Origin of the sequence: Virgibacillus sp. JSM 102003 (assembly GCF_041949995.1) — a bacterium.
Taxonomy (GTDB): domain Bacteria; phylum Bacillota; class Bacilli; order Bacillales; family Amphibacillaceae; genus Lentibacillus.
Map to the genome: position 1 here is coordinate 267,013 of NZ_JBHFQH010000002.1, position 26,819 is coordinate 293,831.

General features: G+C 36.7%; 31 protein-coding genes and 1 pseudogene. 22 read left to right on the plus strand and 10 right to left on the minus strand.

All coding sequences use genetic code 11. The features are described from left to right. Positions 1 to 193: 193 nt before the first annotated feature. From ACE1TG_RS03805 to yhaM, 4 genes are all read left to right on the plus strand, one after another. Positions 194 to 1,426 carry a metallophosphoesterase family protein gene (locus ACE1TG_RS03805; RefSeq protein WP_375051093.1) on the plus strand — a complete coding sequence of 411 codons (1,233 nt, stop codon included), beginning with the start codon at positions 194 to 196 and terminating at the stop codon, positions 1,424 to 1,426. 1 nt (position 1,427) lies between these two features. Beyond that, positions 1,428 to 4,394, plus strand: coding sequence for an ATP-binding protein (locus tag ACE1TG_RS03810; protein ID WP_375051025.1), 2,967 nt, complete (start codon positions 1,428 to 1,430; stop codon positions 4,392 to 4,394). Positions 4,395 to 4,478: 84 nt separating this feature from the next. Beyond that, entirely contained in the window at positions 4,479 to 5,030 is a 552-nt protein-coding gene (locus ACE1TG_RS03815) for a GbsR/MarR family transcriptional regulator (protein ID WP_375051026.1), read from the plus strand. A gap of 155 nt (positions 5,031 to 5,185) precedes the next feature. Further along, positions 5,186 to 6,133: a 3'-5' exoribonuclease YhaM gene (gene yhaM / locus ACE1TG_RS03820; RefSeq protein ID WP_375051027.1), complete on the plus strand. Its 948-nt coding sequence runs from the start codon at positions 5,186 to 5,188 to the stop codon at positions 6,131 to 6,133. An 87-nt stretch (positions 6,134 to 6,220) separates the two neighbouring features. Here yhaM and ACE1TG_RS03825 read toward each other — a convergent pair. Next, a pseudogene (locus tag ACE1TG_RS03825) lies at positions 6,221 to 6,313 on the minus strand (IS3 family transposase); the annotation flags it as partial. Positions 6,314 to 6,463: 150 nt separating this feature from the next. On the opposite strand from ACE1TG_RS03825, the gene ACE1TG_RS03830 reads away from it, so the two are divergent. Continuing rightward, positions 6,464 to 6,661 (plus strand): sporulation YhaL family protein, encoded by a 198-nt coding sequence (locus ACE1TG_RS03830; protein ID WP_375051028.1) that lies wholly within the window; start codon positions 6,464 to 6,466, stop codon positions 6,659 to 6,661. Positions 6,662 to 6,705: 44 nt separating this feature from the next. On the opposite strand, the gene ACE1TG_RS03835 is transcribed toward ACE1TG_RS03830, so the two are convergent. The 3 genes from ACE1TG_RS03835 to ACE1TG_RS03845 all read right to left on the minus strand — a co-directional run bounded on the left by ACE1TG_RS03835 (position 6,706) and on the right by ACE1TG_RS03845 (position 8,650). Continuing rightward, the gene (locus ACE1TG_RS03835; RefSeq protein ID WP_375051029.1) at positions 6,706 to 7,590 is read right to left on the minus strand and encodes a peptidylprolyl isomerase; all 885 of its coding nucleotides are present in this window, start codon (positions 7,588 to 7,590) and stop codon (positions 6,706 to 6,708) included. Between the two features lie 98 nt (positions 7,591 to 7,688). Continuing rightward, positions 7,689 to 7,874, minus strand: coding sequence for a hypothetical protein (locus tag ACE1TG_RS03840; protein WP_375051030.1), 186 nt, complete (start codon positions 7,872 to 7,874; stop codon positions 7,689 to 7,691). 230 nt (positions 7,875 to 8,104) lie between these two features. After that, complete coding sequence (locus ACE1TG_RS03845; RefSeq protein ID WP_375051031.1) at positions 8,105 to 8,650, minus strand: DUF3267 domain-containing protein; 546 nt, start codon at positions 8,648 to 8,650, stop codon at positions 8,105 to 8,107. Between the two features lie 185 nt (positions 8,651 to 8,835). On the opposite strand from ACE1TG_RS03845, the gene ACE1TG_RS03850 reads away from it, so the two are divergent. Then, the gene (locus ACE1TG_RS03850) at positions 8,836 to 9,183 is read left to right on the plus strand and encodes a DUF1878 family protein (protein WP_375051032.1); all 348 of its coding nucleotides are present in this window, start codon (positions 8,836 to 8,838) and stop codon (positions 9,181 to 9,183) included. 4 nt (positions 9,184 to 9,187) lie between these two features. Here ACE1TG_RS03850 and ACE1TG_RS03855 read toward each other — a convergent pair whose 3' ends face one another. Then, entirely contained in the window at positions 9,188 to 9,661 is a 474-nt protein-coding gene (locus ACE1TG_RS03855) for a GbsR/MarR family transcriptional regulator (RefSeq protein WP_375051033.1), read from the minus strand. A 353-nt stretch (positions 9,662 to 10,014) separates the two neighbouring features. Here ACE1TG_RS03855 and ACE1TG_RS03860 point away from each other — a divergent pair, with 353 nt between their 5' ends. From ACE1TG_RS03860 to ACE1TG_RS03875, 4 genes are all read left to right on the plus strand, one after another. Further along, complete coding sequence (locus ACE1TG_RS03860; RefSeq protein WP_375051034.1) at positions 10,015 to 11,214, plus strand: quaternary amine ABC transporter ATP-binding protein; 1,200 nt, start codon at positions 10,015 to 10,017, stop codon at positions 11,212 to 11,214. Next, complete coding sequence (locus ACE1TG_RS03865; protein ID WP_375051035.1) at positions 11,207 to 12,061, plus strand: ABC transporter permease; 855 nt, start codon at positions 11,207 to 11,209, stop codon at positions 12,059 to 12,061. Before ACE1TG_RS03860 ends, ACE1TG_RS03865 begins: the two co-directional genes overlap by 8 nt. A 67-nt stretch (positions 12,062 to 12,128) precedes the next feature. After that, positions 12,129 to 13,043 carry a glycine betaine ABC transporter substrate-binding protein gene (locus ACE1TG_RS03870; protein ID WP_375051036.1) on the plus strand — a complete coding sequence of 305 codons (915 nt, stop codon included), beginning with the start codon at positions 12,129 to 12,131 and terminating at the stop codon, positions 13,041 to 13,043. Positions 13,044 to 13,110: 67 nt separating this feature from the next. Beyond that, a complete protein-coding gene (locus tag ACE1TG_RS03875) occupies positions 13,111 to 14,064 on the plus strand; it encodes a glycine betaine ABC transporter substrate-binding protein (RefSeq protein ID WP_375051037.1) in 954 nt (317 codons plus the stop codon). Positions 14,065 to 14,352: 288 nt separating this feature from the next. Here ACE1TG_RS03875 and ACE1TG_RS03880 read toward each other — a convergent pair whose 3' ends face one another. Then, positions 14,353 to 14,712, minus strand: a complete 360-nt coding sequence (locus tag ACE1TG_RS03880) for a YtxH domain-containing protein (protein WP_375051038.1) — start codon at positions 14,710 to 14,712, stop codon at positions 14,353 to 14,355. A 327-nt stretch (positions 14,713 to 15,039) separates the two neighbouring features. Continuing rightward, positions 15,040 to 15,465, minus strand: coding sequence for an HIT family protein (locus ACE1TG_RS03885; RefSeq protein ID WP_375051039.1), 426 nt, complete (start codon positions 15,463 to 15,465; stop codon positions 15,040 to 15,042). A gap of 541 nt (positions 15,466 to 16,006) precedes the next feature. Between ACE1TG_RS03885 and ACE1TG_RS03890 the strand changes: the two genes are divergently transcribed. Further along, the gene (locus tag ACE1TG_RS03890) at positions 16,007 to 16,750 is read left to right on the plus strand and encodes an ABC transporter ATP-binding protein (protein WP_375051040.1); all 744 of its coding nucleotides are present in this window, start codon (positions 16,007 to 16,009) and stop codon (positions 16,748 to 16,750) included. Then, the gene (locus ACE1TG_RS03895; protein WP_375051041.1) at positions 16,743 to 17,954 is read left to right on the plus strand and encodes an ABC transporter permease; all 1,212 of its coding nucleotides are present in this window, start codon (positions 16,743 to 16,745) and stop codon (positions 17,952 to 17,954) included. The genes ACE1TG_RS03890 and ACE1TG_RS03895 overlap by 8 nt, the downstream gene beginning before the upstream one ends. A 31-nt stretch (positions 17,955 to 17,985) precedes the next feature. Here the strand turns inward: ACE1TG_RS03895 and ACE1TG_RS03900 are convergent, their stop codons facing one another. Next, the gene (locus tag ACE1TG_RS03900; RefSeq protein WP_375051042.1) at positions 17,986 to 19,155 is read right to left on the minus strand and encodes a M20 metallopeptidase family protein; all 1,170 of its coding nucleotides are present in this window, start codon (positions 19,153 to 19,155) and stop codon (positions 17,986 to 17,988) included. A 208-nt stretch (positions 19,156 to 19,363) separates the two neighbouring features. Between ACE1TG_RS03900 and ACE1TG_RS03905 the strand changes: the two genes are divergently transcribed. Continuing rightward, positions 19,364 to 19,663, plus strand: a complete 300-nt coding sequence (locus ACE1TG_RS03905; protein ID WP_375051043.1) for a hypothetical protein — start codon at positions 19,364 to 19,366, stop codon at positions 19,661 to 19,663. A 38-nt stretch (positions 19,664 to 19,701) separates the two neighbouring features. Here the strand turns inward: ACE1TG_RS03905 and ACE1TG_RS03910 are convergent, their stop codons facing one another. Then, positions 19,702 to 20,139, minus strand: a complete 438-nt coding sequence (locus ACE1TG_RS03910; protein WP_375051044.1) for a ferritin-like domain-containing protein — start codon at positions 20,137 to 20,139, stop codon at positions 19,702 to 19,704. A 105-nt stretch (positions 20,140 to 20,244) separates the two neighbouring features. Between ACE1TG_RS03910 and ACE1TG_RS03915 the strand changes: the two genes are divergently transcribed. The 9 genes from ACE1TG_RS03915 to ACE1TG_RS03955 all read left to right on the plus strand — a co-directional run bounded on the left by ACE1TG_RS03915 (position 20,245) and on the right by ACE1TG_RS03955 (position 25,810). Further along, positions 20,245 to 20,892, plus strand: a complete 648-nt coding sequence (locus ACE1TG_RS03915; RefSeq protein ID WP_375051045.1) for a phosphatase PAP2 family protein — start codon at positions 20,245 to 20,247, stop codon at positions 20,890 to 20,892. A gap of 89 nt (positions 20,893 to 20,981) precedes the next feature. Then, entirely contained in the window at positions 20,982 to 21,161 is a 180-nt protein-coding gene (locus ACE1TG_RS03920) for a hypothetical protein (RefSeq protein ID WP_375051046.1), read from the plus strand. A gap of 64 nt (positions 21,162 to 21,225) precedes the next feature. Further along, the gene (locus ACE1TG_RS03925; protein WP_375051047.1) at positions 21,226 to 22,131 is read left to right on the plus strand and encodes an MFS transporter; all 906 of its coding nucleotides are present in this window, start codon (positions 21,226 to 21,228) and stop codon (positions 22,129 to 22,131) included. Then, positions 22,128 to 22,319, plus strand: a complete 192-nt coding sequence (locus ACE1TG_RS03930) for a hypothetical protein (RefSeq protein ID WP_375051048.1) — start codon at positions 22,128 to 22,130, stop codon at positions 22,317 to 22,319. The genes ACE1TG_RS03925 and ACE1TG_RS03930 overlap by 4 nt, the downstream gene beginning before the upstream one ends. Before the next feature lie 3 nt (positions 22,320 to 22,322). Beyond that, the gene (liaF, locus tag ACE1TG_RS03935) at positions 22,323 to 23,090 is read left to right on the plus strand and encodes a cell wall-active antibiotics response protein LiaF (protein ID WP_375051049.1); all 768 of its coding nucleotides are present in this window, start codon (positions 22,323 to 22,325) and stop codon (positions 23,088 to 23,090) included. Between the two features lie 13 nt (positions 23,091 to 23,103). Further along, complete coding sequence (locus ACE1TG_RS03940) at positions 23,104 to 24,141, plus strand: sensor histidine kinase (RefSeq protein ID WP_375051050.1); 1,038 nt, start codon at positions 23,104 to 23,106, stop codon at positions 24,139 to 24,141. A gap of 18 nt (positions 24,142 to 24,159) precedes the next feature. Continuing rightward, the gene (locus ACE1TG_RS03945; RefSeq protein ID WP_375051094.1) at positions 24,160 to 24,798 is read left to right on the plus strand and encodes a response regulator; all 639 of its coding nucleotides are present in this window, start codon (positions 24,160 to 24,162) and stop codon (positions 24,796 to 24,798) included. An 82-nt stretch (positions 24,799 to 24,880) separates the two neighbouring features. After that, the gene (locus ACE1TG_RS03950; protein ID WP_375051051.1) at positions 24,881 to 25,309 is read left to right on the plus strand and encodes a disulfide oxidoreductase; all 429 of its coding nucleotides are present in this window, start codon (positions 24,881 to 24,883) and stop codon (positions 25,307 to 25,309) included. A 3-nt stretch (positions 25,310 to 25,312) separates the two neighbouring features. Further along, on the plus strand, positions 25,313 to 25,810 hold the full coding sequence (locus ACE1TG_RS03955; RefSeq protein WP_375051052.1) for a thioredoxin family protein: 498 nt from the start codon (positions 25,313 to 25,315) through the stop codon (positions 25,808 to 25,810). Positions 25,811 to 26,236: 426 nt separating this feature from the next. On the opposite strand, the gene ACE1TG_RS03960 is transcribed toward ACE1TG_RS03955, so the two are convergent. Then, positions 26,237 to 26,734, minus strand: coding sequence for an antibiotic biosynthesis monooxygenase family protein (locus ACE1TG_RS03960; RefSeq protein WP_375051053.1), 498 nt, complete (start codon positions 26,732 to 26,734; stop codon positions 26,237 to 26,239). Between the last annotated feature and the right edge of the window lie 85 nt (positions 26,735 to 26,819).

The following is a 26,819-nucleotide window of genomic DNA, read 5'->3' on the forward strand; positions in this document are numbered from 1 at the left end:
TATAGAATAAGCTCAAATGGCTATCATTAATAAACTCAGAACTATGAGTACCGGTTATTCACATACTACATCACATTTATATCAACTGGAGACCAAGCATAATTTTAGTTACTTTTTATACGAACGTGCATTCGCACGCAATTTTTGGTAAAATAAAAATATATAGTTATTTTAAAAAGAGGGTGATCGTTTGGTGGAACAAATTTCGTTTATTCATGCGGCAGATTTGCACCTGGATAGTCCATTTAAAGGGCTTGCACATATACCTGAGCATATTTTTAAGAAGGTAAGAAACAGTACATTTGATGCATTAGATAGACTGGTTCAGACAGCAATTGATAAAAAAGTTGATTTTGTGCTGATAGTTGGTGACTTATTTGATAATGAAAAACAAAGCTTAAAAGCACAGGTACGCTTGCGCGGAGCCTTTGAAGAATTGCAGCATCATGACATCAATGTTTATTTATCATATGGCAATCATGATTTTATTAATGGGAATATCCATCCTGTTACATATCCGGATAATGTTTATATATTCCCTAATGAAAAAGTGACTCATTTTACGTTTGAGAAAAATAATGACACTTCAGCTGCTATTTATGGATTTAGCTATGAAAACCGTTCCGTGCTAGCAGAAAAAACGAAGGAATATCAGCGCATTCCGGGAAAAATTCCATTCCACATTGGGATGCTTCATGGTAGTCTGCACAGTAATACAGATCACGACGTATATGCACCATTTTATTTGTCGGATTTAACTAAGAAAAACTTTGATTATTGGGCTCTTGGCCACATTCATCAGCGGGAAGTATTAAAAGAGACCCCTCCAATTGTCTACCCTGGAAATATACAGGGACGGAACCGTAAAGAGACTGGTGAAAAGGGTTGCTACCATGTTGTATTATCTGAAACAGATACAACAATGACATTTTTGCCGCTGCAGTCCCTTCAATATAATGTTTTAACAATTGATGTTTCTGATTGTGATGAGCCTCATCAGTTGGAAACGAAAATTCAGAATGAAATAAATGAATACACAAAGGATTCGGGGCCACAATTACTTCAGTTACTATTAAAAAGTAATCAGGTTAATCTGCAAAACTGGCACGATGAACAAATGATAGGTGAAGTTATTGAGCTCGTAAATGAAACAACCCTCCATCAGGCAAACTGGAAATATGTTTTCCGTTACGAGATCGAACGATTGTTTTCGATAGATAATGAACTTGCACATGGAGAGCATTTTGCAGGAGAAGTGATTCGCCATTTTGATGAGGTATCGATCCAACCGTATTTAAAGGAATTGTACCAGCATAAACAGGCGAGAAAGTATATGGATACAATGAATGATGACGAAGAAATGCGTATTAAACGTAAAGCGAAACATATGCTTGTCCATGAACTTTTAAAAAATGGAGGTGATTAATGTGCAAATAAGACATGCAACCATTTATGGATTTGGAAAATGGGTCGATGACTCAATTGACTTTTCAAATGAATCATTTGTCTGCGTTTATGGAGAGAATGAATCCGGGAAGTCTACGTTACAGCATTTTATACTATTTATGCTATTCGGATTACCTCCAAAAAAACGGGCATATTTTCGGCCAAAAACAAGCGGTAAAATGGGGGGAAGACTAACGTTATTTGACGCTGAATATGGTGAATTTACGATTGAACGGATTGATGGTGTACAAAACGGAGCAGCTGCATGTTTTACAGCAGATGGTCAATCCTATGGAGAGGATTGGCTGCAGGGGCGGTTGAACGGTATGACACAATCAACGTTTCAATCTATTTTTTCATTTTCTGCTGCTGATTTAATAAATATACGAAATATGAAGGAAGATGAACTTGGAGAAGTGCTGCTTGGAGTTGGATTAACCGGTTCTAAAAATATTTATGCAATTGAAAAGCAGCTGGAAAATAAGATTGGTGAACTATTTAAGCCTTTTGGGAAGAAACCTGAAATTAATCAGCAATTGGAAACCCTTGATGACTTATTCGCTACTTTACAATCCTACCAAGAAACAGAAGCTACGTATCGGGATAAAAAATCAAACGTATCAACTATTTCTAATACTATTGAGAGGTATCGTGAAGAATTGAAACGGGCCAAGGAGGATCTCATCCGTGTTGAGAAGAAACAGCATGCCCTTCCAAGTATGAAAGCGTATCAACGCGAGGTGGAACACCTTACTGCATTTCCAGAGGAGATAAAGTTTCCAGAGAATGGAGTCGAGCGCTTTGAAACATTAAAGGAAAAATTACTGCCGTTAAAAAGTGAATTATCCGTATTGCAGGATAATCAGGCAAAATATAAAGAAAAGAAGGATATGCTTCTAACCAGTTCATATGAGCATTCTGTATATGAAAATGCAGAAGCAATTTTCCGGCAAAAACAAGATTACATAGAGAATAAAAGGGAACTAGATAAGCAAGATAAGTCAATAAAGAAACTGAATATACAAATTGAGACAGAGTTGGAACAATTAAATATTGGAATTTCACCTGAGGATTTAACCGAAATAAACCTCCCCTTCCATGTTGAAAAAGCGTGGAATCAGCTTAAGAATGATAAGGAGCAGCTCAAACTAACAGAGGAACATATACAAGACGAGTACAGGCAATTAAAGAAAAATCAGGATTATTTAATCAACCAGCAATCGGAAATTACTGATTCACTTCTGCATGAGAATAAGATTAATGAGCTAACAAAACGAATCAATGATTATCAGCATCAGGAATACTTAAAGAAAGCAAGAGAAGAGACAATTGAACAACAGAAAAACTGGAAGAAAGTGAAGGAGAAAAAAGAAAACCGTGCAAAATTTTGGCTGGCAGGAAGTGTTGTTATTGCTTTTCTTGTGGTTCTTTTAGCAATTTTTCAGGAGCAGCAAACCTTATTCGGTGTTTCAGCTTTAATTCTTGCTGGTGGGATTATGCAGCAGCTCGTTAGCAGGAAGTCAATGCGTGAAATGGAAAGTATGCTGCAGAATAAGGAAGTGATTTCCGGCCAGGTAACAGATGAGGAAAAGTTGGAGGCGGAACAATTACTTGAAGTAAATGATCAAAGGAAAAACGAGTTAGCTTCTCTAAGAGACCGATTACGGTCAATTGATATTGAGTTGTTGCAATGGGAAGAAAAAAAGAATGGCTTACAACAAAAGAAAGAACGTATCAATAAAATGGTAATTTCACAGCATGAGAAATATCCGTTCCTGAAGCAAATCGAGATAATGTATTGGCCTGAATTCTTTCATACATTGAAAAAGTTAATAAACCTTGATCGTGACAAAAGACAATTAAGAAGCCAATACGATGCAATAGAGAAAGAAATGAACAATTTTCATCAACAGCTTTCTGCTTTTTATCAGAAAAGGAATTGGGAGACGAACAAAACCGTTGAAGAAAAACTTGAGGAAATAGAGAATCTGTTGACTGACCATCAAAATACAGTAGGATTATTAAAACAATATGAAACTTGGATTACTGAAAATAGTGATGAACAGCGAGAAATGAAACAAAAAATGCACATTTATGAACAGGAAATTGCCGGTTTAATTTCTTTTGCCGGGACAGAAACAGAAGATGAGTTTTTAAAACTGGCAAAACAACTGGAAGAAAAGCAAAAACATCAAGCAGAACTTGTACACTTAACTGAACAAATTGCACGAATTCTGCCCAGTAAAGAAGAATATCAAGCGTTGTTAGAACAAAAGGATATTCAGGAAAGTGAACTTGAAGTATCCCATGAACAAATTAGTGAACAGATAGACATACTCGAAAATGAAATAGACCGGATGCGTCAGGAACGTGCAGATATTGATGCAGACCTTTCAAATATGGAGTCCTCTGAATCGCATTCAGAAGTATTGCATCGGTATAACATGGAGCAGGAACAATTAGAGAAATTAGCAGAAGAATGGTCTGTTTATAAAACTGCTAAAGAAATATTAATTGAAGCAAAGCGAAATTACCGTGATAAGTATATGGGAGTTGTAATTGAAAAGACAAGAGCGTATTTTAAAGTATTAACAGCAAACAAATATAAACATATTTATGCACCAGAAGCCAATAGGCCATTTCAGGTAGAATCTCTTGATGGCATACGCTATGAAGCTCAAGAATTATCACAAGGGACCATTGATCAGTTGTATGTTGCATTGCGTTTGGGTATAAGTGATGTTATGAGTGAAAAGCATCGTTTGCCATTTATAATTGATGATGCTTTTGTTCACTTTGACATGGACCGTACGAAACGGATAATAGAGATGCTGTCTGACGTTGCCACAAACCAGCAAATTATTTTGTTTACATGTAAGAGAGATGTTATGGATCTAACAGCGAATACAAATGTGATTAAGTTGAAAAATTCTGTTCGCATAAATTAGTTATTAATGATAAACTATTTTCAGATAACTGAGTCAGAATTTGACATTATTTATGGACGAATAATGCAGTTGGAGGGAAATCCATTGCCTAATGAAAACACACCAAACGACGTAGAAAAATATGAAGAGACAATTGAAAAATTTATTCAGGTAATTGCCAGAAACATGAATCTGTATGGAATTACTTCCTCTGTAGGGCGTTTATATGGTGTCTTATATTTTTCCAATCAGCCAATGACATTGGATGATATGCGCGAGGCATTAGTAATGAGTAAAACAAGTATGTCCACAGGTGTTCGTGCATTATCTGATATGAAGATGGTTGAATCCACCTTTAAAAAAGGGATACGAAAAGATTTATACCAATCAGAAGAAGACTGGTATAAGTCGTTCACATCATTATTCGGAAATCGCTGGCGCCATCATACAGAAACAAATATTGAAGAAGCTGACGAAACTGTATCAGAACTGAATAATATTCTAGAAAAAACAGATGATGAGGATTTAAAGCGAAAGATTCATCAGGATATTGACCGGCTTCACTATGCACGTAATTATTATGAGTGGCTAATGCAAGTTATACAGTTGATAGAATCAGGGAAGATATTTGAGTACATTCCAAAAAATGATAAATAAAGGCTGTTTTCCAAATAAATTGTTGCTATGTTTATAAAAGGCGTACAGCTATCGGAATCCTAAATAAAAAACACCAAAAAGAGATGGACATAAAAGCGGCGTGACACCTTGTAGCGCCTTTGTCGGTCTCTTTTGGTCTACGGGGGAGGATTATTATGAAGAACGGAATAGGAAATTTTAGTATTGGTGATTCTTTTGATAATTTCATTTTAATAAAAGAATCCTCACGTGGAGTTACAAGTAACGGTAAACCGTTTCTTACGTTAATTTTACGTGATACAACGGGGGAAATAGAAGCAAAGCTTTGGGATACCAATAAAGAAGATGAGGAAATTTTTGTACCAGAACAGATTGTTAAACTTACTGGGGAAATCAACCAGTTTCGAGGAAAGGCACAATTAAAAATTACATCCATCCGGCCAGCACAATCAACTGATGGCGTACAAGTATCTGACTTTATCGCAAAAGCTCCAGTAGACAAAGAAATTCTTATGGAAAAATTAACGGAAACCATTTTTGAAATGAAAAATCCGTCTATGCAACGTATCGTTCGCGCTTTTATAAAAAAATATCAGGAGGCACTATTAACCTATCCTGCAGCAAGTAAAAACCACCATGAATATGTGTCAGGTTTAGCACATCATATTGTAAGTATGCTTGCATTAGCAAAAGAGCTCCATAAATTATATCCGGAATTAAACAAAGATTTACTGTACGCGGGCATTATATTACATGATCTTGGTAAACTTAAAGAATTATCCGGTGTTGTTACCACATCCTATACAATTGAAGGAAAATTATTGGGGCATATACCAATGATGGTTGAGGAAATAGGGCATATAGCAAAGGAACTGCAAATTGAAGGTGAAGAAGTCTTAATCTTACAGCACCTGGTATTGTCTCATCACGGAAAGGCAGAGTGGGGAAGTCCTAAACCTCCATTAGTTCGAGAAGCTGAGCTATTGCATTTAATTGATTTGATAGACGCAAAAATGAATATGCTAAATCGCTCACTGGATAAAGTTAAACCTGGAGAATTTACTGAGCGAATGTTTGCAATGGATAATAGAGCATTTTATAAACCACTTTTCGAGGAGAACTAAAGGAACATAACGGGTTTCTTTTCCTATCATAAACATTGAAAAATGACCATCAATTTTGATGTGACCCCCAAAAGTTAGAGTTTTATATTAAGCAGCTAATTGGCTGGTGTGAATGCGGTACTGAACCGGACTCATGCCTGCCAATTTTTGCTTAATACGCTTAGTATTATAATAATTGATAGAGGAATAAGGATTACATGACATGAATACATTTTTATCTTGTAAATTCGTATTTTGTGATAGATAACGGAACCCTTTGGAGAAAATAGGTTATTTTTTCAGTTCTTTGTTCATATACATGTGGTAGATGATGGACAAGGGGGGCTAATCTTGATAGTTGGAGTACCTTGGTGGGTTTTTATGATGATTATTTTTATTTTTCTTAGTGGCTATATGGCTTTTAGGGCAATACGTGCTGAAAAACAATTGGAACACCAATTTATTGAGCGTGAAGGCAAGGTCTACATGGAACGCATGGAAGAAGAGCGTAAACATAAACAGGAGAGGGAGCAACATGTATCCCAATAAAAAGAACGGCTAGTCCATTCAATGATGGACTAGCCGTTTTTGCTTTATCCTTGAGCTTTGTTTGTCTTTGGTTGTTTAAGGATATCCTCTAATCCCTCTACTTTAATATCAACGTTAGCATCCTCAATTAATTTATTAATTTTTTCTCTAGCTTTCTGCGGATCCATACGCTGATTTAAGATACTGCGGCGAATATCCTTTTTATTTTCTTCAAATGAACCGATATCTTTTTCTTTTTCACGCTTGTCCGTCACTTTAATAATGTGGAAGCCATGTTGGGTTTTGACCGGATCACTTATTTCACCAACATCCAAACTGTAGGCGGCGTCTTCAAATGCTGGTACCATTTTACCGGTTGAGAAGTATCCAAGTTTCCCGCCATCTCCGGCATTAGATTTATCAGTTGAATACTCTTTGGCCAATTTGGCGAAATCGGCGCCATTATCTAACTTCTTCTTAACTTCTTTGGCTGTTTTTTTATCTTTTACTAAAATATGCTGTGCTTGTACTTCTGTTTTCTTACGTTCGTATTGTTCTTTAAGTTCTTTTTCTGTAATTTCGATATCTTCTGCTACAGCTGCTTCCTGAAGAAGGCTGAGGCGAAGCATCTTGCGAAAGGCTTCTTCATCTTTAAAACCTTGCTGCTGTATTGCCTGTTGAAACCTGTCACCTAATTGATCTTTAACACTTTGAAGCTCTTTATCAACTTCTTTTTTGGTTACATCGTATTTATTACTTAGTACTTCTTCTGTTACCAGTTGCTGCAGTACACTTGCACCATAGCTATTTTTTAATTCCTGATAAAACTCTTCTTTTGTTACGTTTCCGGCACTTGATTCTGCTACTACTTTTGAACTGTCATCCGCATTACATGCAGCTAAGCCCAGAACACTGGCTGAAAGTGTGACAGCGATTGCTATTTTTTTCATGTGTGAACACTCCTAGTCAATTTGTTCAATAATTTTTTCAACTATTGCATTAATATAACATTTTTTTTTCTAAAAGAATAGGTAGAGATTATTTATATTTAAGTTACTACATTCAACACTTTTACGTAAGAAGTTATTAGCAATACGAGAACCATGATATTAATGACACGGAATACTGTGGATTGCTTTCTTTCTTTCATTTCCATTTTCATGCAGAATTGATGTGTTAGAGAATTAAAAATCAATAATATAAATACTGCATAAACAGGAAAAAGAATACTCATACGAAAAACCCCCTTAACAAACATACAACATACACATAATTCATATTTAATACTGTATCAAAATATCGTCTTCATGAACAGTATTAAATTGTTCATTTCTTCGCAGTAAAGAGAGCATAAAAACTTACTGCATAAATGCTTCTAAGGCATATTTATATTAAGAATTACACTTTAATAGTTTTTATAGCAAAAAAAGGGATCTGATGTATTATGTCAGATCCCAGTCATATTTAATTTTTTGTTTTCACTAAAATGGCAAACTCATCATTGCTGTTTTCAACATAGGATCGTTTTGGAGCTTTAGAAATATTAATTAAATATAAAAAGTCGGTAAAAGTCATTGCAATGTGGAATGAAGTAAATAATAGAAAATAAACATAATAGTTTACAAACATATAAGTTGCCAATCCAGCTGGTATCGTAAGAAATAATGTCGGTGCAATTGCAACTAGTAAAGAAACTTTTTTAGTTAATGGTTTTTTTGTATAATAATTAATAATAGGAAAGAATAAATTCTTTCGTTTATAGGTCAATCTTACTCGTTTATACATCATAATTAATGGTAAGATATGCATGAGCGAATGAACAGTTGGCAAAAAGAATATTGCTATTATTAATGGCACAACCCCAAATTCGTTCAAATTAACTGCACCATGTATAATTGAAAATGGTACATACAGAAATACGAATGATACAAGGCCAATCAAAAATGATAGAAGATATAACCTATTTATTCCATAGTCTTTATTAAAATTAATAGTTTTCCAGCAATTCATTTTTGATCCCTCCAATAATATAATTCGCAAAATGCATGACTAATCCTTCAAGCATAATAGTACGTTTCATCGGAAAAATCAATAGTTTTTTGGTAAAAAAATAAGCCTTTTTTTAAAAGTCTTTTGAAGACTGATATGACAATGGATTAAAGCGTTAAAATAATTTGTCTGGGAGGTCAATCTCATTGAAATATTCAGACCGAAATGAATCTACGACCTTTCATCTTTGTTTACTAGCTAACGTTATTAATATGGAGGAGTTTCCGTTAATTAAGTTACTCATTGAAAAAAATATATCTCGGACAGAATTTGAGGAGTTAATGAGTCTTTTGGAAGGGCTTAACAGCCTATTAGAGGACCAAAAAGAAGAAGGCTTCTTGGATTATACTGGTTTATTGGTTCATTTTGCAGGTATGCTGAATGAAAAGCTGTACCCGAATGAAACGATATATGCATTAAAAAAAGAAGGATATTATCCTTCTTTGATAAATGAATTTGTAAAGGTATTAACGGAAGATGAAAATAGAGGATAACGTATTAACTCTGTCTCATGTTCCGGAACGATGACTCAACCTGTTTGTGAAAATTTATGATCTTTAATAACTTTACGTATGTGTCATGACCTTGATCCATACCATGATGATCAAGTTTTTCACGTATGACCTCAAGGGAATCTTTTTGGTGATTAACCGCATCGAACCATTTATTTACATAGAAACTCATAAAATTTTTAAAAAGCTCATTATTGGCTACATATAAATCCTTTCGCACCCCTTTTTTCCACACACGGGTTACAAGATTTGAATCGGATAAACTTCGTATACTTGTGCTCATAGAGGTCTTACTTTTACCTAATGCATCACTCATATCATCCAGGGTCATTGGTTTTTCAGTTAAGTACATATAAGCAAATAGTCTTGATTCCAATGGAGTTAAGCCAAACATTTCGATTGTTTTGGCGAATTCTATCAATATTTTATTTGTTATTTTTTCCGATGTTGGTTCTAACATAAAATCCCCCCAGCGCACTGCTACATAAAGATTACACTAAAGTGAATTTTATTTAAAACAAGAGATACAATAGTAAAAAGGAGCAAATAGGAGGAATTTTAAGAATGAACGCGCAAAACTTTATACAGAATAAACTGTACGAAAAATACATACAAAATTAATGGTACTTTATGTTTGAAATATAGCTGTAATAAATATATAGTGTTAAAAGTGAGTGATGCTGTTCGGATCTAAAAATTTTAGAAATCAGTTTCATAAAATACATGTGTGTGAAAAAAATAAGAAAAAAGTAGTATTACTAAATTCCTGGTTTTGCATTAACAGGTATTATTTAAAAGAGAGAGGTGAATGATGTGCCGGTAATTGATGTTAAAGGCTTATCAAAAGTGTTTGGCAGAAATCCTAAACAAGCTTTAAAGTTATTGGATGAAGGAGTTTCAAAAGAAAAGATTTTGGAACAAACAGGTAATACAGTTGGGGTTAATCGCGCTACTTTTTCAGTAGAAGAAGGCGAAATATTTGTCATTATGGGATTATCAGGTAGTGGTAAATCAACTTTAGTACGGTTGGTTAATCGCCTAATTGAACCTACTGAAGGCAGTGTTCTAATCGATGGCGATGATCTGGCTACTATGGATAAAAAATCTTTGCGCAAAATTCGCAGAGAAAAATTAAGTATGGTTTTCCAACGCTTTGCGCTGTTTCCACATAAAACCATTTTGGAAAACGCAGAATTTGGTTTGGAAATACAAAATGTTCCTGCAGAGAAAAGAAAGAAAAAGGCACAGGAAGCATTGGAAATGGTAGGATTAGGAGGGTATATCCATCAGACTCCAGGTCAGTTATCAGGTGGTATGCAACAGCGTGTCGGATTGGCACGTGCACTTGCTAATGATCCTGAAGTTCTATTAATGGATGAAGCTTTTTCAGCTTTGGATCCCCTTATTCGTAAAGAAATGCAGGATGAACTTATTGACCTGCAGGAAAGTATGAAGAAAACAATTTTATTTATCACACATGACTTAGATGAAGCATTAAGATTAGGAGACCGTATTGCATTAATGAAAGATGGTTCCATCGTTCAAATTGGAACGCCAGAAGAAATTCTAGTTAATCCAGCAAATGATTATGTAGAGAAGTTTGTTGAAGATGTTGATCGTTCGAAAGTATTAACTGCACAGCATATTATGAAACGTCCAGAAACCATAAACATAGAGAAACATGGTCCGCGCGTTGCATTAGAACGTATGCGTGAAGAAGGTCTGTCAAGTATCTTAGTGGTTGATGGCAAACGTAATCTAATGGGGTATGTAACCGCTGATGATGCATCTGAAGCAAGAAAGAATGAGGTGCGGGATATTAAGGAAATATTACGTACAGGTATTGAAAAAGTAGATAAAGAAACTTCTATGAATGAAATTTTTAATGTTATTCATGACTCACCAGTTCCTGTTGCAGTCGTTGAAAACGAAAAGCTTGTTGGAATTGTTGTCCGTGGAGCAGTTATAGCTGCACTTGCTGGAGATGGCGAGGTGAATTTGGAAGATGCTTAATAACATATTGGATTTTGTACCGAAAATACCGGTAGCGAAGGGAACAGAATGGTTTACTAATAAACTGACAGATTGGTTTGCGTTTCTATTTGATCCCGTTAAAGAAAACTTTGGAGTATTTATGGAATGGTCAGCAGAAACGCTGATGCTGGTTCCACCGGTAATTATTATTCTGATTGTTGCAATACTAGCCTTTTTCCTATCTGGAAAGAAACTTGGATTGACAGCGTTTAGTATTGTTGGATTGTGGTTTATTTACAATCAGGGGCTGTGGGAACAATTGATGAATACATTTACGCTTGTATTAATATCCAGTATTCTCTCAGTAATAATTGGTGTACCTTTTGGTATTCTAATGTCTAAGAGTAGAACAGCTGAAGCGATTATCACGCCAATTCTTGACTTTATGCAAACAATGCCAGCCTTTGTATATTTAATACCGGCTGTTGCATTCTTTGGTATTGGGATGGTGCCAGGTATATTTGCATCATTAATATTTGCGACGCCACCTACAGTACGTTTTACCAACTTAGGTATCCGTCAGGTTTCCAAAGAATTGGTTGAAGCTTCAGATGCATTCGGTAGTACCGGATCACAGAAATTAGTGAAAGTAGAATTACCAATGGCAAGAGCAACCATAATGGCTGGTATTAACCAGACAGTTATGCTAGCTTTATCAATGGTAGTTATCGCATCAATGATTGGTGCGCCTGGACTTGGAAGAGAAGTTCTGTCATCACTGCAACGTGCACAAGTTGGGACAGGATTTGTTGCAGGTGTTGGAATTGTAATACTTGCAATTATTATTGACCGATTCACACAAACAGTGAATTCGAAGAGTGATTAAGTTGGTATCTTTTCTTAACGAAGAGTTTCCATATATAAAAAATTAGAAAAAGGGGAGATTTATAGTTATGTTTAAACTTAACTGGAAACGTCTCGGTATTGCTGCCGGACTTTCATTATCATTATTTGCCGCAGGCTGTGGCTCAGACGGCGGTTCAGGAGATTCCGGAAGTGAAGGCGGATCAGACGATGCAGCCAAAGTCGGTGAAGGTAAAGAAGTAGAACTTGCTTACGTTGAGTGGGATACAGAAGTTGCATCTACTCACGTTCTTGGCGAAGTTCTAAAGAATCTTGGATATGATGTTACATTAACACCACTAGATAACACAGTTATGTGGGAAGCTGTTGCTAATGGTGAAGCTGATGCAATGGTAGCTGCATGGTTACCTGGAACACACGCTACGCAGTATGAAGAGTATGCTGATCAAATGGTTGAGTTAGGTGTTAACCTTGAAGGTGCTAAAATTGGAGCAGTTGTTCCAAAATATATGGATGTTAATTCTCTAGCAGATCTTGATTCACAGGCTGATAAAACAATTACTGGTATTGAGCCTGGTGCTGGTGTTGTAGCAGCAACAGAAGAAGCACTTAAAAAATATGAAAACTTGAGTGACTGGGAACTTAAAACATCATCAAGTGGTGCTATGGCTACTGCTTTAGGTGAAGCAATCGAAAATAAGGAAGAAATTATTGTTACTGGCTGGTCTCCACACTGGAAGTTCCAAAAATATGACCTGAAATATTTAAAAGATCCAAAAGGTGTTTATGGGGATGCTGAAACAATTGAAACAATGGCTCGCAAAGGACTTAAAGAAGATCTTCCAAATGCATACAAAGTAATTGATGCATTCAAGTGGAGTTCTGCTGACATTGAAAGTGTAATGCTTTCAATTCAGAACGGTACTCCTGTTGAAGAAGCTGCAGCAACATGGATTAAAGAAAATCAAGATAAAGTAGATGAATGGACTTCAGGAGTAGAATAATTAAAAAAATAAAGGCCGATACTATTATGGTATCGGTCTTTAATGTAAAGAAGGAGAGTGTTATCAAGTGATCAAAAACCACCATAGATGGACACAATATACATTTATTTTTGGTTTATTATTATTACTTATTGCCGCTGGATGTGGATCAGGCGGGGGTAATGAGGACAATGCAGAGAGTAACGAAGAAAATTCCGGTAGTGAGAGCAAAACTAATTATAGTGAAGCAGTAGACTATACAATTACCGGGATTGAGCCTGGAGCAGGAATATCTGTTACAACTGAGAAAGCAATTAAGAAGTATGATTCCTTAAGTGGATGGGAAGTAAGTTTATCTTCCACTGCAGCGATGGCATCAGAACTGGATAAGGCAGTTAAAGAAGAAGAGCCAATTATTATTACTGGCTGGAATCCACATTGGACATTTGCCAAATACCCAGATATGAAGTATTTGGATGATCCCAAAGGAATTTATGGTGAGGAAGAAGTAATCAAGACGATTGTTAGACAAGGCTTGAAAGAAGATAAGCCAAATGCCTATAAATTGGTTGACCAATTTAAGTGGGATGTAAAAGACATGGAGAGCATTATGTACGAATCAAAAGAAACCGGTGACGACATTGAAACAGTTGCGAAGCGCTGGGTGGAAGATAACCAGGATAAGGTTAGCGAATGGACAAAGGGTGTAGAAGAGGTTGATGGAGAGACGTTTGAACTTGTATCAACACCTTGGGACTCCGAACGTTCTTCTGCGTTTGTTATGAAAACTGTTATGGAGAAATTGGGTTATGAAGTCACGGTTACACCAGTAGATGTTGCAGTTGTGTTTGAATCAATTGCAAATGGTGATGGTGATGCCTCACTTGCACCATGGATGCCAGTAACGCATAAAGATTTTTATGATAAGTACTCGGATCAATTTGAAGATCTTGGACCAAATCTTAAAGGCGCTAAAATTGGCTTAGTTGTCCCATCATACATGGATATCGAATCGATAAAAGATTTGAAACCTGCAAAATAAAAAAGCATTTGATAAAAAAGTGGTTTAATTTCGGAGTATATAACACAGTTTGTACCCTTAATTGAACTGCTTTTTTATATGAAATTATGTATTAGAATTAGTAACAGAAATATCGAATAGGCGGAATAACAAGCTCCAGTAGGCATCGTTAAACAGAACAATATGTTTGGGGAGTTCCTTTTTTAAGAAAGTGATAACATGCCATTAAAATTTGGGGAAAACAAAAAAGAGCATCAAATTGACTTGCAATTCAATACTCCCTTTACATTCTTATTTTTCGGCTATAGTTTACTCTTTTATTAGTTTAGTTTCCAGATCTCTTAAGCTTGATTCAATTTGTTCTAAATATTCATGGATATTCTCCTGATGTGGTTCAACTGTTCCTTTCCACTCCTGAACAGAACTTTTCATTTCTTGCGTCAGTTCTTTGATTAGAGCTGCACCTTCTTTTGAAGTTTCCGAGATTTGCTTTTTCAGGCGCAGACCGTCAAGTTTAATATTTTCAAGCATACTTTTCCATTCCATGCTTTGTTCTTTGGCGCGATAGCGAAAGTCTCTTCCTGATGAAGGTGTACTCAGTAAAGTTGCGGCAGCACTCACCGTCCCACCAACCATAATTCCGAGAATTAATGATTTTCCGTTTGCCATAGAGAATACGCTCCTTTCAACACTTGTTATATCTTTTCCTTTTTTGGGGTTACTATGAAACGTGTTTTTTCAAATATGTAACAGTTATTTTCAAATAAAAAAGATTAAGATGATGACTTTTGGCATATAAGCTGGGCGATTGCCAAGGTTTTTCTAATAAATCCTCTGACAAGTAATGCCAGAGGATCAATACATCACGTTAAATGAGAAATGCTTTTAAAGTAAGTTGCTAATACCAAGATGTTATTCGATGAGTAATTCAATCTTATTATACCAAACAATAGGCAAAATAAAAAGTATTAATTTTCTGATTTATTCAAAATACACCTAGACTTCATCACCTATTTTATTTGCAATTTGTTGCAAATCTTCTGTAGTGTAATCATTTTCATGTGTTACCCATTTTGATGAAAATCCGTCATTGTCACCATAGCGCGGTATGATATGAATATGTAAATGGAACACTGATTGATCTGCAGGTTTTTCATTATTATTTAAAAGATTCATTCCGATTGGCTGATATGCTTTTTTAATTGCGTTTGCAATTGTTGGGATTCTTGCAAAGAGCGAACTTGCAACCTCTGGTGGTGTCTCATAAATATTCTTGGTATGTGTCTTTGGTATTACGAGCGTATGTCCTTTAGTTACCTGGCTAATGTCGAGAAATGCATAGACATAATCATCTTCATATACTTTTGCTGAGGGAATATCTCCGTTTAAAATTTTACAGAAAATACAATCTTCATGTGGCACACAAATCACTCCTAATATCATTTTACTTTATTGTATATAGGAATGGGGTGTAATGTAAAGCTATTGCAATTAAATAAACAGGTCAGGCCCAAGCTAATGGACCTGCCTGCTTTAAGAAGTATGAGGATGCTATACACTCTAACGTTGGGGACTTTGTAATTAATGTTAAATCGCATGTTGCTACTTAACGTGATTACAAAAACCTTTTTGTCAGCATCTCAAGTAATTGAGAAGTCCTGGCAAAAGGGTTTATTTCATTAGATTGTCAATCACAGAATTATCGATCACAAACACCTCATTTGTGTTTTAAACGGAATTTTATGATTGTTGTCAATCACAGAATTACCTTTCACAAACACCTCATTTGTGTGCAATACGAAATTTTATGATGTGTTAGATCCTCATGACTTCATTTGTTAGTTTGGACGGATTCAGTGATTTTATACCAAACTTTTTGTCGAAACGTGATGAAGAGTTTGTTTTGGCTTTACCCGCTAAAAATGGTAAAATTCTAGCTAAGTGAATACTAGGAGGAAAACTCGTGGAACCTTTGTTACATATTGATAATCTGTATGGTGGTTATACACACAAAAACGTACTGAAAGGCATTTCTTTTAATGTTTTCCCAGGTGAAATTGTTGGGCTCATTGGCTTAAATGGTGCTGGTAAGAGTACTACAATTAAACATGTTATCGGCTTAATGCATGCTAAAAAAGGAACGGTTGCTGTCAATGGTAAAACGTTTCAGGAAAACAGAACAACTTACCGGAATCAAATGGCCTATATACCGGAAATGCCGATACTCTATGATGAATTAACACTGTATGAACATTTGCAGCTTACTGCAATGGCTTATAATATACCTGAGGATGTTTTTGAAAAAAGATTGCCTCCATTGCTGAATGAATTTCGAATGGAAAAGAAGTTAAAATGGTTTCCGGTTCATTTTTCAAAAGGGATGCGCCAAAAAGTAATGATAATGTGCGCTTTCCTGATTGAACCGCCATTATATATTGTTGATGAGCCGTTTGTTGGGCTGGATCCACTTGGGATTAAATCCTATTTGCAATTAATGGACAAGATGAAAGCAAATGGTTCAGGCGTTTTGATGTCAACACATATTCTTGCGACGGCAGAGCGCTATTGTGACCGGTTTGTTATTTTGCATGACGGAGAGATCCGAGCAATTGGCACGTTGGACGAGCTGAGGCAAAAATTCAACATGCCTTCTTCAACTCTTGATGATTTATATGTGGAATTAACAAAGGAAGATAGCCATGTTTGATTCACATGATTTTTTCAAGAAACGGTTCGCGGCACATCTTAAGGAGACAAGCCGTTATTTACGTTATATTTTTAATGGGCATATTGCTTTTGCAATGCTATTTTTTGTTTCGGCCCTAGCCTATTATTACCAGCAATGGTTAACAGAGCTTCCGAAAAACTTCCCAACAGCAATTATTATCGGTGTTGTATTTGGGCTGCTTGTCAGTTACAGTCCAGTGCGAACACTGCTAAAAGAGCCAGATTTAGTTTTCTTAATAACTGCTGAAAATAAAATGGGACCTTACTTTCGGAATGGAATTGTGTATAGCTTTGTTATTCAGCTGTACCTTATCCTACTCGCGGGAGCTATCTTTGGTCCGTTATATTTTGCTACATATCCAGACCGTGCGGGAAATGTCTATTTCTTAACGTTGCTTGTTGTCCTTGTATTCAAAGGATGGAACCTGATGGCGAACTGGTGGATGCTTAAAGTACGTGAACCAGGAAGCCGCTATGTTGACTTAGCTGTTCGAAGCTTATTAAATGTGGCTGTATTTTATTTTATTATTCAAGGTGAGATGCTGTTAGCGGGTATTAGTACTTTATTATTTATGCTTGTGTTTTTGTATGATTTAAATGTATCAAGAAAACAAGCGGGTATTGTGTGGGATTTATTAGTTGAAAAAGATCGTAATCGTATGCATTCTTTTTACCGGCTGGCAAATATGTTTACCGATGTCCCTCATTTGAGAAATCAAGTTAAAAACAGACATTGGCTCGTATCGCTTATTAATAAGGTGCCATTTGCCAACAAAAATACATTTGATTATTTGTATCGGATTACCTTTATCCGTAGTGGTGATTACCTGGGGATGTATATTCGATTAATCGTTATTGGTGGATTATTTATTTACTATGTACCAAATATATGGATGAAATTAATCTTTGCATTGTTATTCTTATATATGAGCAGTTTCCAGATGATGACACTTTACCAACATCATCGAACAATTATGTGGCTGGATTTGTACCCTGTCGATTTGGAGGTTCGCCAAAGGTCATTGGTAAAATTGCTTTTTCAATTAACAATTATTCAAACTATAATTTTCGCTCTGTTATTTTTAGGGATGGGCGAGGTTGTTGGAGTACTGGCTGTTTTGGTTGTGGGGACAATATTTAATTATTTATTTATAAATGGTTATGTAAAAAAGAAGATGAAATAGGAAATACCCTTCAATTGCTGAAGGGTATTTCTTATTTCTCTTGATAATCAAAGTAAGCTTGAATTAATGTCTTGGCTGCTACTGGTAATGCGCGTTCTTCAATATCAAATTTTGGATGATGATGCGGGAATTCATTGCCTTCTTTTTGAGCCCCTGTAAAAAAGTAAGCACCAGGCTTTTTCATTGTATAATATGCAAAGTCCTCGCCACCCATTACAGGCAACACTTCCTCAGCATTATGAATTTCCTTTATTTTTTTACCAGCATTCAAGACAAGTTCAGCTTCCTCTGCATGGTTAACTAGTGGCGGGTAACCTTTTACATAATCAAATGAGTAGGAGGCATCACTTGCCACACACACACCTTTGATTACTTTTTCCATTTCTTCGATGACTTGCTCTTGGACAGCTGTGTTTAAAAAACGTACTGTACCAACTATCTTTGCTTTATCCGCAATAACATTAAACGTCGTACCTGCTTCAAATACACCGATCGTTAGCACTGCTGTTTCCAGTGGATCTAATCGTCTGCTTACGATTTGCTGAAGCTGTGTTATCACTTGTGAACCAATTACAATAGCATCTTTCGTTTCATGTGGATATGCGCCATGACCGCCTTGACCATGGATTGTTATTGTGAAGCGGTCAGTCCCCGCCATAAATACATCTTTGGTCGTTTGCAGCACACCGAATGGAGTAGTGGCCCAAAGATGAGTTCCAAATACTGCATCAACATGATCAATTGCACCAGATTCAACAATTGGTTTAGCCCCGCCTGGTGCATACTCTTCAGCATGCTGATGCAGGAAGACGATTGTTCCGGGTAAATCCTCCTGAAAGGACTTCATTGTTTTTGCGAGCATGAGCAATGTTGCAGTGTGTCCATCGTGCCCGCACGCATGCATCACGCCATCTACCTTTGACTTATAAGGAACATCTTTCTCATCCTGTATTGGCAGTGCATCAAAGTCTGCTCGTAATGCAACAGTTTTGCCAGGCTTACCACCTTTTAATGTTGCAATGACACCATTTCCGCCAACGTTCGGCTGGTAGGGGATTCCTAATTTTTCATAGAAGTCCGCAATATATTGTGCTGTTTTTGTTTCATGAAAAGAAAGTTCCGGATACTGATGCAGATAACGACGAATTTCAACCATCTCCGGATAAAGTGCCTCAAGCTGTTTATGTATTTCGTTTAGCAAAATAAAAACTCCTCTTATATTTTCTAATTATTATAACATTTTTAGGAGCAGGTTGAATAGCATTGTTAAGAATGTGCAGATGAAGGGGGCATCGGGAGAAATGGGCGGGTGAATCCGTAGAAGGAGCGGGTGAATCAACAGAAGGAGGGTGTGAATCGCCAGAAGGAGCGGGTGAATCGCCAGAAGGAGGGTGTGAATCGGCAGAAGGGTGGTTGAATCAACAGAAGGAGAGCGAGAATCAACAGAAAGAGGGGGTGAGTCAACAGAAGAAGGGGGTGAATCAACAGAAGGAGCGGGTGAATCAACAGAAGGAGGGTGTAAATCGCCAGAAGAAGAGCGTGAATCAACAGAAGGAGCGGGTGAATCAACAGAAAGAGGGGTTGAATCAACAGAAGGAGAGGGTGAATCAACAGAAGGAGAGGGTGAATCAACAGAAGGAGAGCTAACAATCTCCAGATTGAACGCAGGAACCTTTAAAGGAGTGCGATCCTCAGCTGGTTACATGTGAAAATAAAAAAGGTTGCCTCATGAGACAACCTTTTTAAATTATGATGAAAATCTTGGGTCTTTCAATAATCGTTCTATTTCTTCTTTGTGATGTGTTTCATCAGCTATCATGTCTTCGAGTTTGACAACGAGCTCAGTATAGCCTAATTCATCGGCCTGTTTTTTGCGTTGTTCATAGCGTTCGATTGTATCTTTTTCTGAATTAAGTGTTGCTTCTAATAAGTCTTTTACTTCAGTAGGCTGCGGGATATTTGCTGACTTCGTTGTTGGTGTCCCGCCTAGTGTGCTGATTTTTTCTGATAAGTATAGTGCATGACCCATTTCATCGGTAATTTCCGATTCGAAAAATGGTTTCAATGCAGATCGATACAGCCCAGAAACAACCGAAGCACTATACGTATATTGGATAGCTGCTCCATATTCATTTGCAAGGTCTTCATTTAGACCATCAATTAAATTTTGTAAATCTTTATTCATAGCATATCGCAACCTTTCATATGATTTTTATCTATATAATTACATTTCCCTGTTCCATTTTTTTAAAACGTTAAATGAGGTATTATAGTGTTAGGAGGTATGGACGTGTTGAAAAAACGTAATTATATTATTTTATTTTTACTCACTATTGTGCTGATAACTATAGTATTTTGGATTTCGCGTATCGTTAGTGGACAAGTCCTTTATACAGATCGCTGGACCCGTGAACTTGTTGGGAATCTTGCTGATACGAATGTTTATACGTTTTTCCGGTGGACAACTGAACTGGGATCGGAAGAATTTTTAGTACCATTTACTATTCTTTTTACACTCGTACTATGGTGGGCGTTTCGGGATTGGCTACCCGGCCTGATTTTTGGACTCGGAACATTGACTAGTCATGGATTGAACATACTTATTAAGGGTCTTGTTGAAAGGGAACGGCCAAGTATCCTGGTGGCTGCAAATGCAGAGGGATACAGCTTTCCATCTGGACATGCAATGATATCGATGGTCTGTTATGGACTGCTTTCTTACTTTATTGCCAGGAGCATTTCTTCTACTAAAGCTAATATTATGGTCCAAATTCTCTTTGCGTTGCTTATTTTTCTTATCGGGATAAGCAGATATATAATAAATGTACATTATTTAACGGATGTTCTTGCCGGGTTTATTTTTGGATTTATTTTTTTAGTGGGATTAATTTATTTATACGAGATGTTAAACAAGCACAGGTTCAAGGGTCAGTCTTAAGACGGAGGCAAAAACATTCCAGAGACCATTACCTTCCGAAATACTACTTAGTAAAATAGAGGTAGGTTAAATCGGAGGGAGCTTTTATAATGGACGCTGTTTCACACAATCAGGTAACTCAGGAAAAAATTCCAGTTTTTAAGAACCGTAATTTTTTGTTTCTGTTTATTGCGGCAATATTTTCTTCACCAGGATATTTTGTTTATTTGATTGGTGCAGAATGGCTAATGTTATCGCTAAGCGACAATCGTTTTTTCTTTGGCAGTTAAGAAAGTATAAATCCTCTCTTACTGCATAAGTGCAACTAAGGCACTCGCCAATAAGGCTTGGCGAATGCCAAATTTTCTAAGCATGTTATTCTTTGCAGCAGCAATTCCGCGTTTGTTATTGCTTGTCGTAGGAGGAATAGTTGCTGATCGTTTTAATAAACGAACCATATTATTTTTATCTGATATTTCACGAGCAGTTTTGATTTTGATATTAATTTTTCTGATATGGTCTGATGTTGTGAATGCTTATCATCTGATTGCCCTGGCGGCATTATTCGGGATATCAGATGCATTCAGCTACCCTGCACTTAATTCATTAACACCAACAATACTGGAAAATGACCAATTGCAGCGTGGCAATTCGTTTATGCAAATGACCATGCAGATAAGTCCGATTCTTGGACCTGCTCTTGGTGGCAGCATGATTGCATTATTAGGATTTGAAGGTGTGTTTTTGGTAGCATTTGGAATGCTTCTGCTTTCCTCCATTGCAGTCCTTTTTATAAAAGTATCAACGGACAAAAGTGATTTGGAAAAAGCGACACCGCTACAGGATTTAGTAGAAGGGTTTCGGTATGCACGCCAAAATAACCTTATCATTTCAATAGTTTGTGTAGCAGTCTTTATTAATTTTTTCTTTTCGGGTCCATTTTCGATAGGGATGCCAATTATCGTAAAAGATGTTTTTAATGGTGATGCGGTCAGTCTTGCAATGGTCCAAACAGCGATGGGTACTGGAGCCCTGGCAGGTGCAATTTACCTGGCAGCTAAAAAACTGAAAAAACCCGGACTGGTGCTAATTATCAGTCTCATTTTACTAGGTATAATTTACACCATTACAGGTATATCAAATTATCTGTATTTGACGGTTGGAACTGTTATGGTTATGGCTTTTTTAACACAATTGATAAATATTCCGCTATTTACAATGCTTCAACAAACAACAGAAAAAAGATGCTTGGCAGAATGATGAGTTTTCTCGTTACAGCGGCTACTGGTCTGGTTCCAATTTCATACGTGGTGACATCACTATTAATTGCTGTAAATGTAGAAATTCAGACAATCATCATTATAAGTGGAGCGATAATTGTTTTAATTGGAGGATACAATTTAAGAAATAAAACAATTCTAAGCTATCAAATGGGGGAAGAGGTGTGATAATTGAGAGGTAATTTTTTTAGGTCCTTTATAGCAATAACACTTATTTTAGTAGGTGCAGCACTGGTTTTGGCAAATATAGGAATTATTGATTTTAATATGGATAATGCATGGATTTATATTTATCCAATTCTCTTTATTATATTTGGTATAAAGTGGATGCTTGATAAAATAAGGTATAATGGAGGAAGCTGGGTATTTGGATCATTTTTCTTTATATTTGGTTCATTGTTGCTGTTTGATCGCTTTGAAGTGATTGAATTTACCTTTAATGATGTTTATAAACTATGGCCGTTGCTGATTGTTTATATAGGATTTTCGTTTATTGGTAAGTCTAAAAGTCGAAACAAGGGCAGTGGCAAATCGGAAAATGGGGCAAAAAAAAGTAAAATAAAAGGCAGTTATGATAGCAGTTTTTTCTCAATTGGCGAACATGAGTATAATCAGCCGAACTGGAAAGTAGAGCCGATGAATCTTAAAAGTATGGCCGGAGATTTTTATCTTGATTTTTCCAAAGCATTTATTCCTGAAAAAGAAATTCCGATTACCATTAACTCATTGGCTGGCGATGTTCATATTTTGATACCTGAGAATATTGAGTTTCGCGTCGATGCAACTGTGAAGGCGGGGGATATTGAAGTAGTTGGGAGAACAGCAGAAGGGATAAACAGAAGTCTTATGCACGAAACTGCTGATTATGACACAGCGGTACGAAAATTAGATATTATGATTGATTTGAAGGCTGGATCTGTTCGAGTTGTTACAGTTTGAGGGGGACGTATAAATGATGAAAAAGCTTAGCAGTATCCGTTATATGTACATTCGTTCCCACTTATATGCGGTATTTCTAACAACGGTTATTCTATTGTCTGTATTGTTGTCGATACATGTTTTGGTTGGGCCCGAATGGCTGTCAGCATTGAGTGTTTTTGTTTTTATTTTGCTATATGTTTTAGTGGGTCTTATTATTTCTGTATATGCTGGGTTTAAATCGAGTGGCGAAATAAAAGAACGTTTGGATTATTTATCTGTATTGATTACCCAATTTGCGAATGGAAACTATCAATCACGTGTTTATTTTAACGAAAGTGACGAGATAACGAGAATTAGTAATGAGATGAATGAACTTGGTGAAAAATTGCAGAACCAGGTGAAGTCATTACAGCGAATGGCTGATGAAAAAGCCGATTTTGCCAAGTCGTCACATAAGGCTGCAGTAATTGAAGAAAGGCAGCGGTTAGCTCGTGATTTACACGATGCAGTAAGTCAGCAGTTATTCGCGATAACAATGATGTCTGAAGCGGCTCTGAAGCAGCTGGATATTGATGCTGATGTAGCTAAGACACAACTAAGAGATGTTGCCGACAGTGCGCTAAAGGCACAGACGGAAATGCGTGCACTTTTACTGCATCTGCGACCTGTCCATTTATCTGGAGACCCTTTACCAATTGGTGTAAAAAAGCTAATTGACGAACTGAAACAAAAAACGAATATGAATTTTGCGGTGGCAATTGATGAAGATATCCAATTGTCCGAAACTACGGAAGAGCATGTTTTCCGCATTATCCAGGAATCATTATCAAACACGCTTCGTCATGCTGCTGCATCAGAAGCCAAAATTGAAGCTTTCATAAGATCAAATGAGTTATTTTTGCATATTAGTGATAATGGAGAAGGATTTAATGTCGAAGAAGATACAGACCGGAAAACCTCATATGGATTAAAGACGATGAAAGAGCGAAGCGAGGAACTTGGCGGAACGTTCACAATCCGTTCAATTAAAGGGGAAGGAACATATTTGGATATTCGCATACCTTGTTAAATAGGAGGAGAGAAATTGATGATTCGTGTTGTAGTGGTAGATGATCATGAAATTGTACGAAAAGGGATAGTTGCCTATTTGCAAACGGAAAGTGATATTGAAGTTGTTGGTCAAGCTTCCAGTGGCAATGACGGGGCAGATTTAATTTTACAAACAAAACCAGATGTGGTACTTATGGATTTGATGATGGAAAATGGATCAGGGATTGAAGCAACGGAAAAAGTGATGAAAGAATTGCCAGCATGTAAAATTATAATTCTAACAAGCTACTATGATGATAAACAGGTGTTTCCAGCAATCGAGGCCGGCGCATTCAGTTATATTTTAAAAACTTCTTCGGCATCAGAAATTGCCGATGCAGTTAAAAAAGCTGGAGCCGGTGAAAATGTAATAGAGCCAAAAGTTGCCGGTAAAATGATGACAAGCTTCCGGTCAGAGCAAAAGAAAGCACATGATGAGCTGACTGAACGTGAACTTGAAGTGTTATTGTGTATTGGTGATGGCCTAACAAATCAAGAGATCGGTGATAAACTTTATATTGGGATCAAAACGGTGAAAACTCATGTTAGCAATATATTGTCAAAGCTGGATGTTCATGATCGTACACAGGCAGCTGTATATGTTCACAAAAATGACATAGTTAAACAAGAGGATTAGTATCATATAATCCTCTTTTTTGATTTTTTATAATAGAGTCTTGTATAATTCTTATGTATAATAATTAAAGGAGTGCACGACCATGGATAATAAAAAACCAAATGAAACATTATTAATGCTTGTTTGGGCTCAGGCGCTTCTTGCATTATTGGGTAGCTTATTTTTTTCCGAAGTAATGGGGTATATCCCATGCGAATTATGCTGGATACAGCGAATATTAATGTACCCGTTAGTGATTATCTATGGTGTTGCTGCTATCAAAAAAGATATTGCGGTTGCATTGCCAGGTTTGATCTTGAGTGGAATTGGCGTGTTCGTTTCAATTTATCATTATTTAATTCAAAAACTGCCAGCGTTGCATGAAGCTGGTGGATCTTGTGGAGCAGTTCCATGTAATACGCAATACGTAAACTATTTTGGATTTGTTACGATTCCTTTTCTAGCTGGAATTGCGTTTATTGTGATTTTTGTTCTACATATAATAATTATCAGACAAGATAGGAGGAAGTAATAAATGCAAAAGAAAATGCTGATTATTTTGGCTTCAATATTAGTTTTATTTATTGCACTTTACTTTGTAATAGATTATAAAAATAACCAGGCTATGGGTGATAATGAAAATCCATACGGAAAAGACGACTTGCATCAGGCAACGATTGATCAGCTTGATAACCCTAATTATCAAAATCAGATTACTCCGGATAAATTGGAGGAAAAGCTGGATAACGGTGAAGATGTAACCGTATATTTCTATGACCCAACATGTCCGCATTGTAAGCGAACTACACCAATGCTTGCACCGCTGGCAGAGGAAATGGGCGTTGATATGAAGAAATTAAATGTGCTGGAATTTGAAGCTGCATGGAATAACTACAGTATCCAAAGTACTCCAACACTAGTTCACTTTGAAGATGGAAAAGAAGTAGATCGCGTAAATGGATCGCAATCAGAAGAAATATTCAGAGCATTTTTCAATGAGTATGCAGTAGACGGAAACGAAGAAGCTAGCTAGGGTGGTTAACCCAGCTAGCTATTTTTTATTGTATAGTAAATTATAAAATAACACCGCCGCATTGCGCGGCAACGTCGACCCACCCGCAGCGCTGAGCGCAGTCCATACGGCGCTGAACAGGCGCTTGCGCTATTGTTCCAGTAATACTGACCTGGATAATCACAGCTAACGAACATGAGCGGTTTTAGCCTTTGACACGCTGGAGTCTCCGTGTATTTCGTCGGCTGGGTTGTACCTACTATATCCAAAGAAATAGCAAATACATATAGTGTTGGATATAACCACTTAAACCAGCTGTATCGTTAGGGTGCCTCAATAAAAGCTACTAATCAGGCTCCCACCGTAGTGTCGCAGCAATTCTTTTGTGGGGACTCCGCCTTTTTATTTTAGAAAACAGCGATCCCGTTACATGGCGCCCAGTAATCTTTAATCATCTAGGTTTATCATTCGATAGCTTGTTATGAATGGTCTGTCTGCAAAATATGCAGGTGGTTTTGTTCCGCCGTCCTTATGGGCTTTTTTAAATTGATCCGAGTTTTTCCAGTTTTCAAAGTCACCCTCTGTGGCCCATTGTGTCAGGACGACATAAGTATTCCCTTTTTTCGGTTTAAGTAAGCGAAATGCTTGAAAACCAGGCATGGAGTCCACATTTTGTTGTCGCTGCTTGAACCGGTCTTCGAATACAGCTGTACCTTCCTCGGTAACCGGAATATTATTCATGACAACAAAGCCGCTTTCCTGTAAATCACCATTTTCGATTATTGTCTTATAAGATCTCCCCGCTGAGAAAATGCTTTTAGTGCTAGCTTCATAATAAACTAACGTGCTAGAGTCTCCGCTCATAAAGTAAAAATTAATAGCTGGATAATCGTCTCTAAGTTTTTTCAGAAAATCAAACGTTCCATTGGTCATATATGCATTCATAGTATACCCCTTTCTTTCTCCCCATTTTAACATACCCTAATTTCTGCTTGGATACTCAATTAAAATAATTATTAAGTAACAGTAA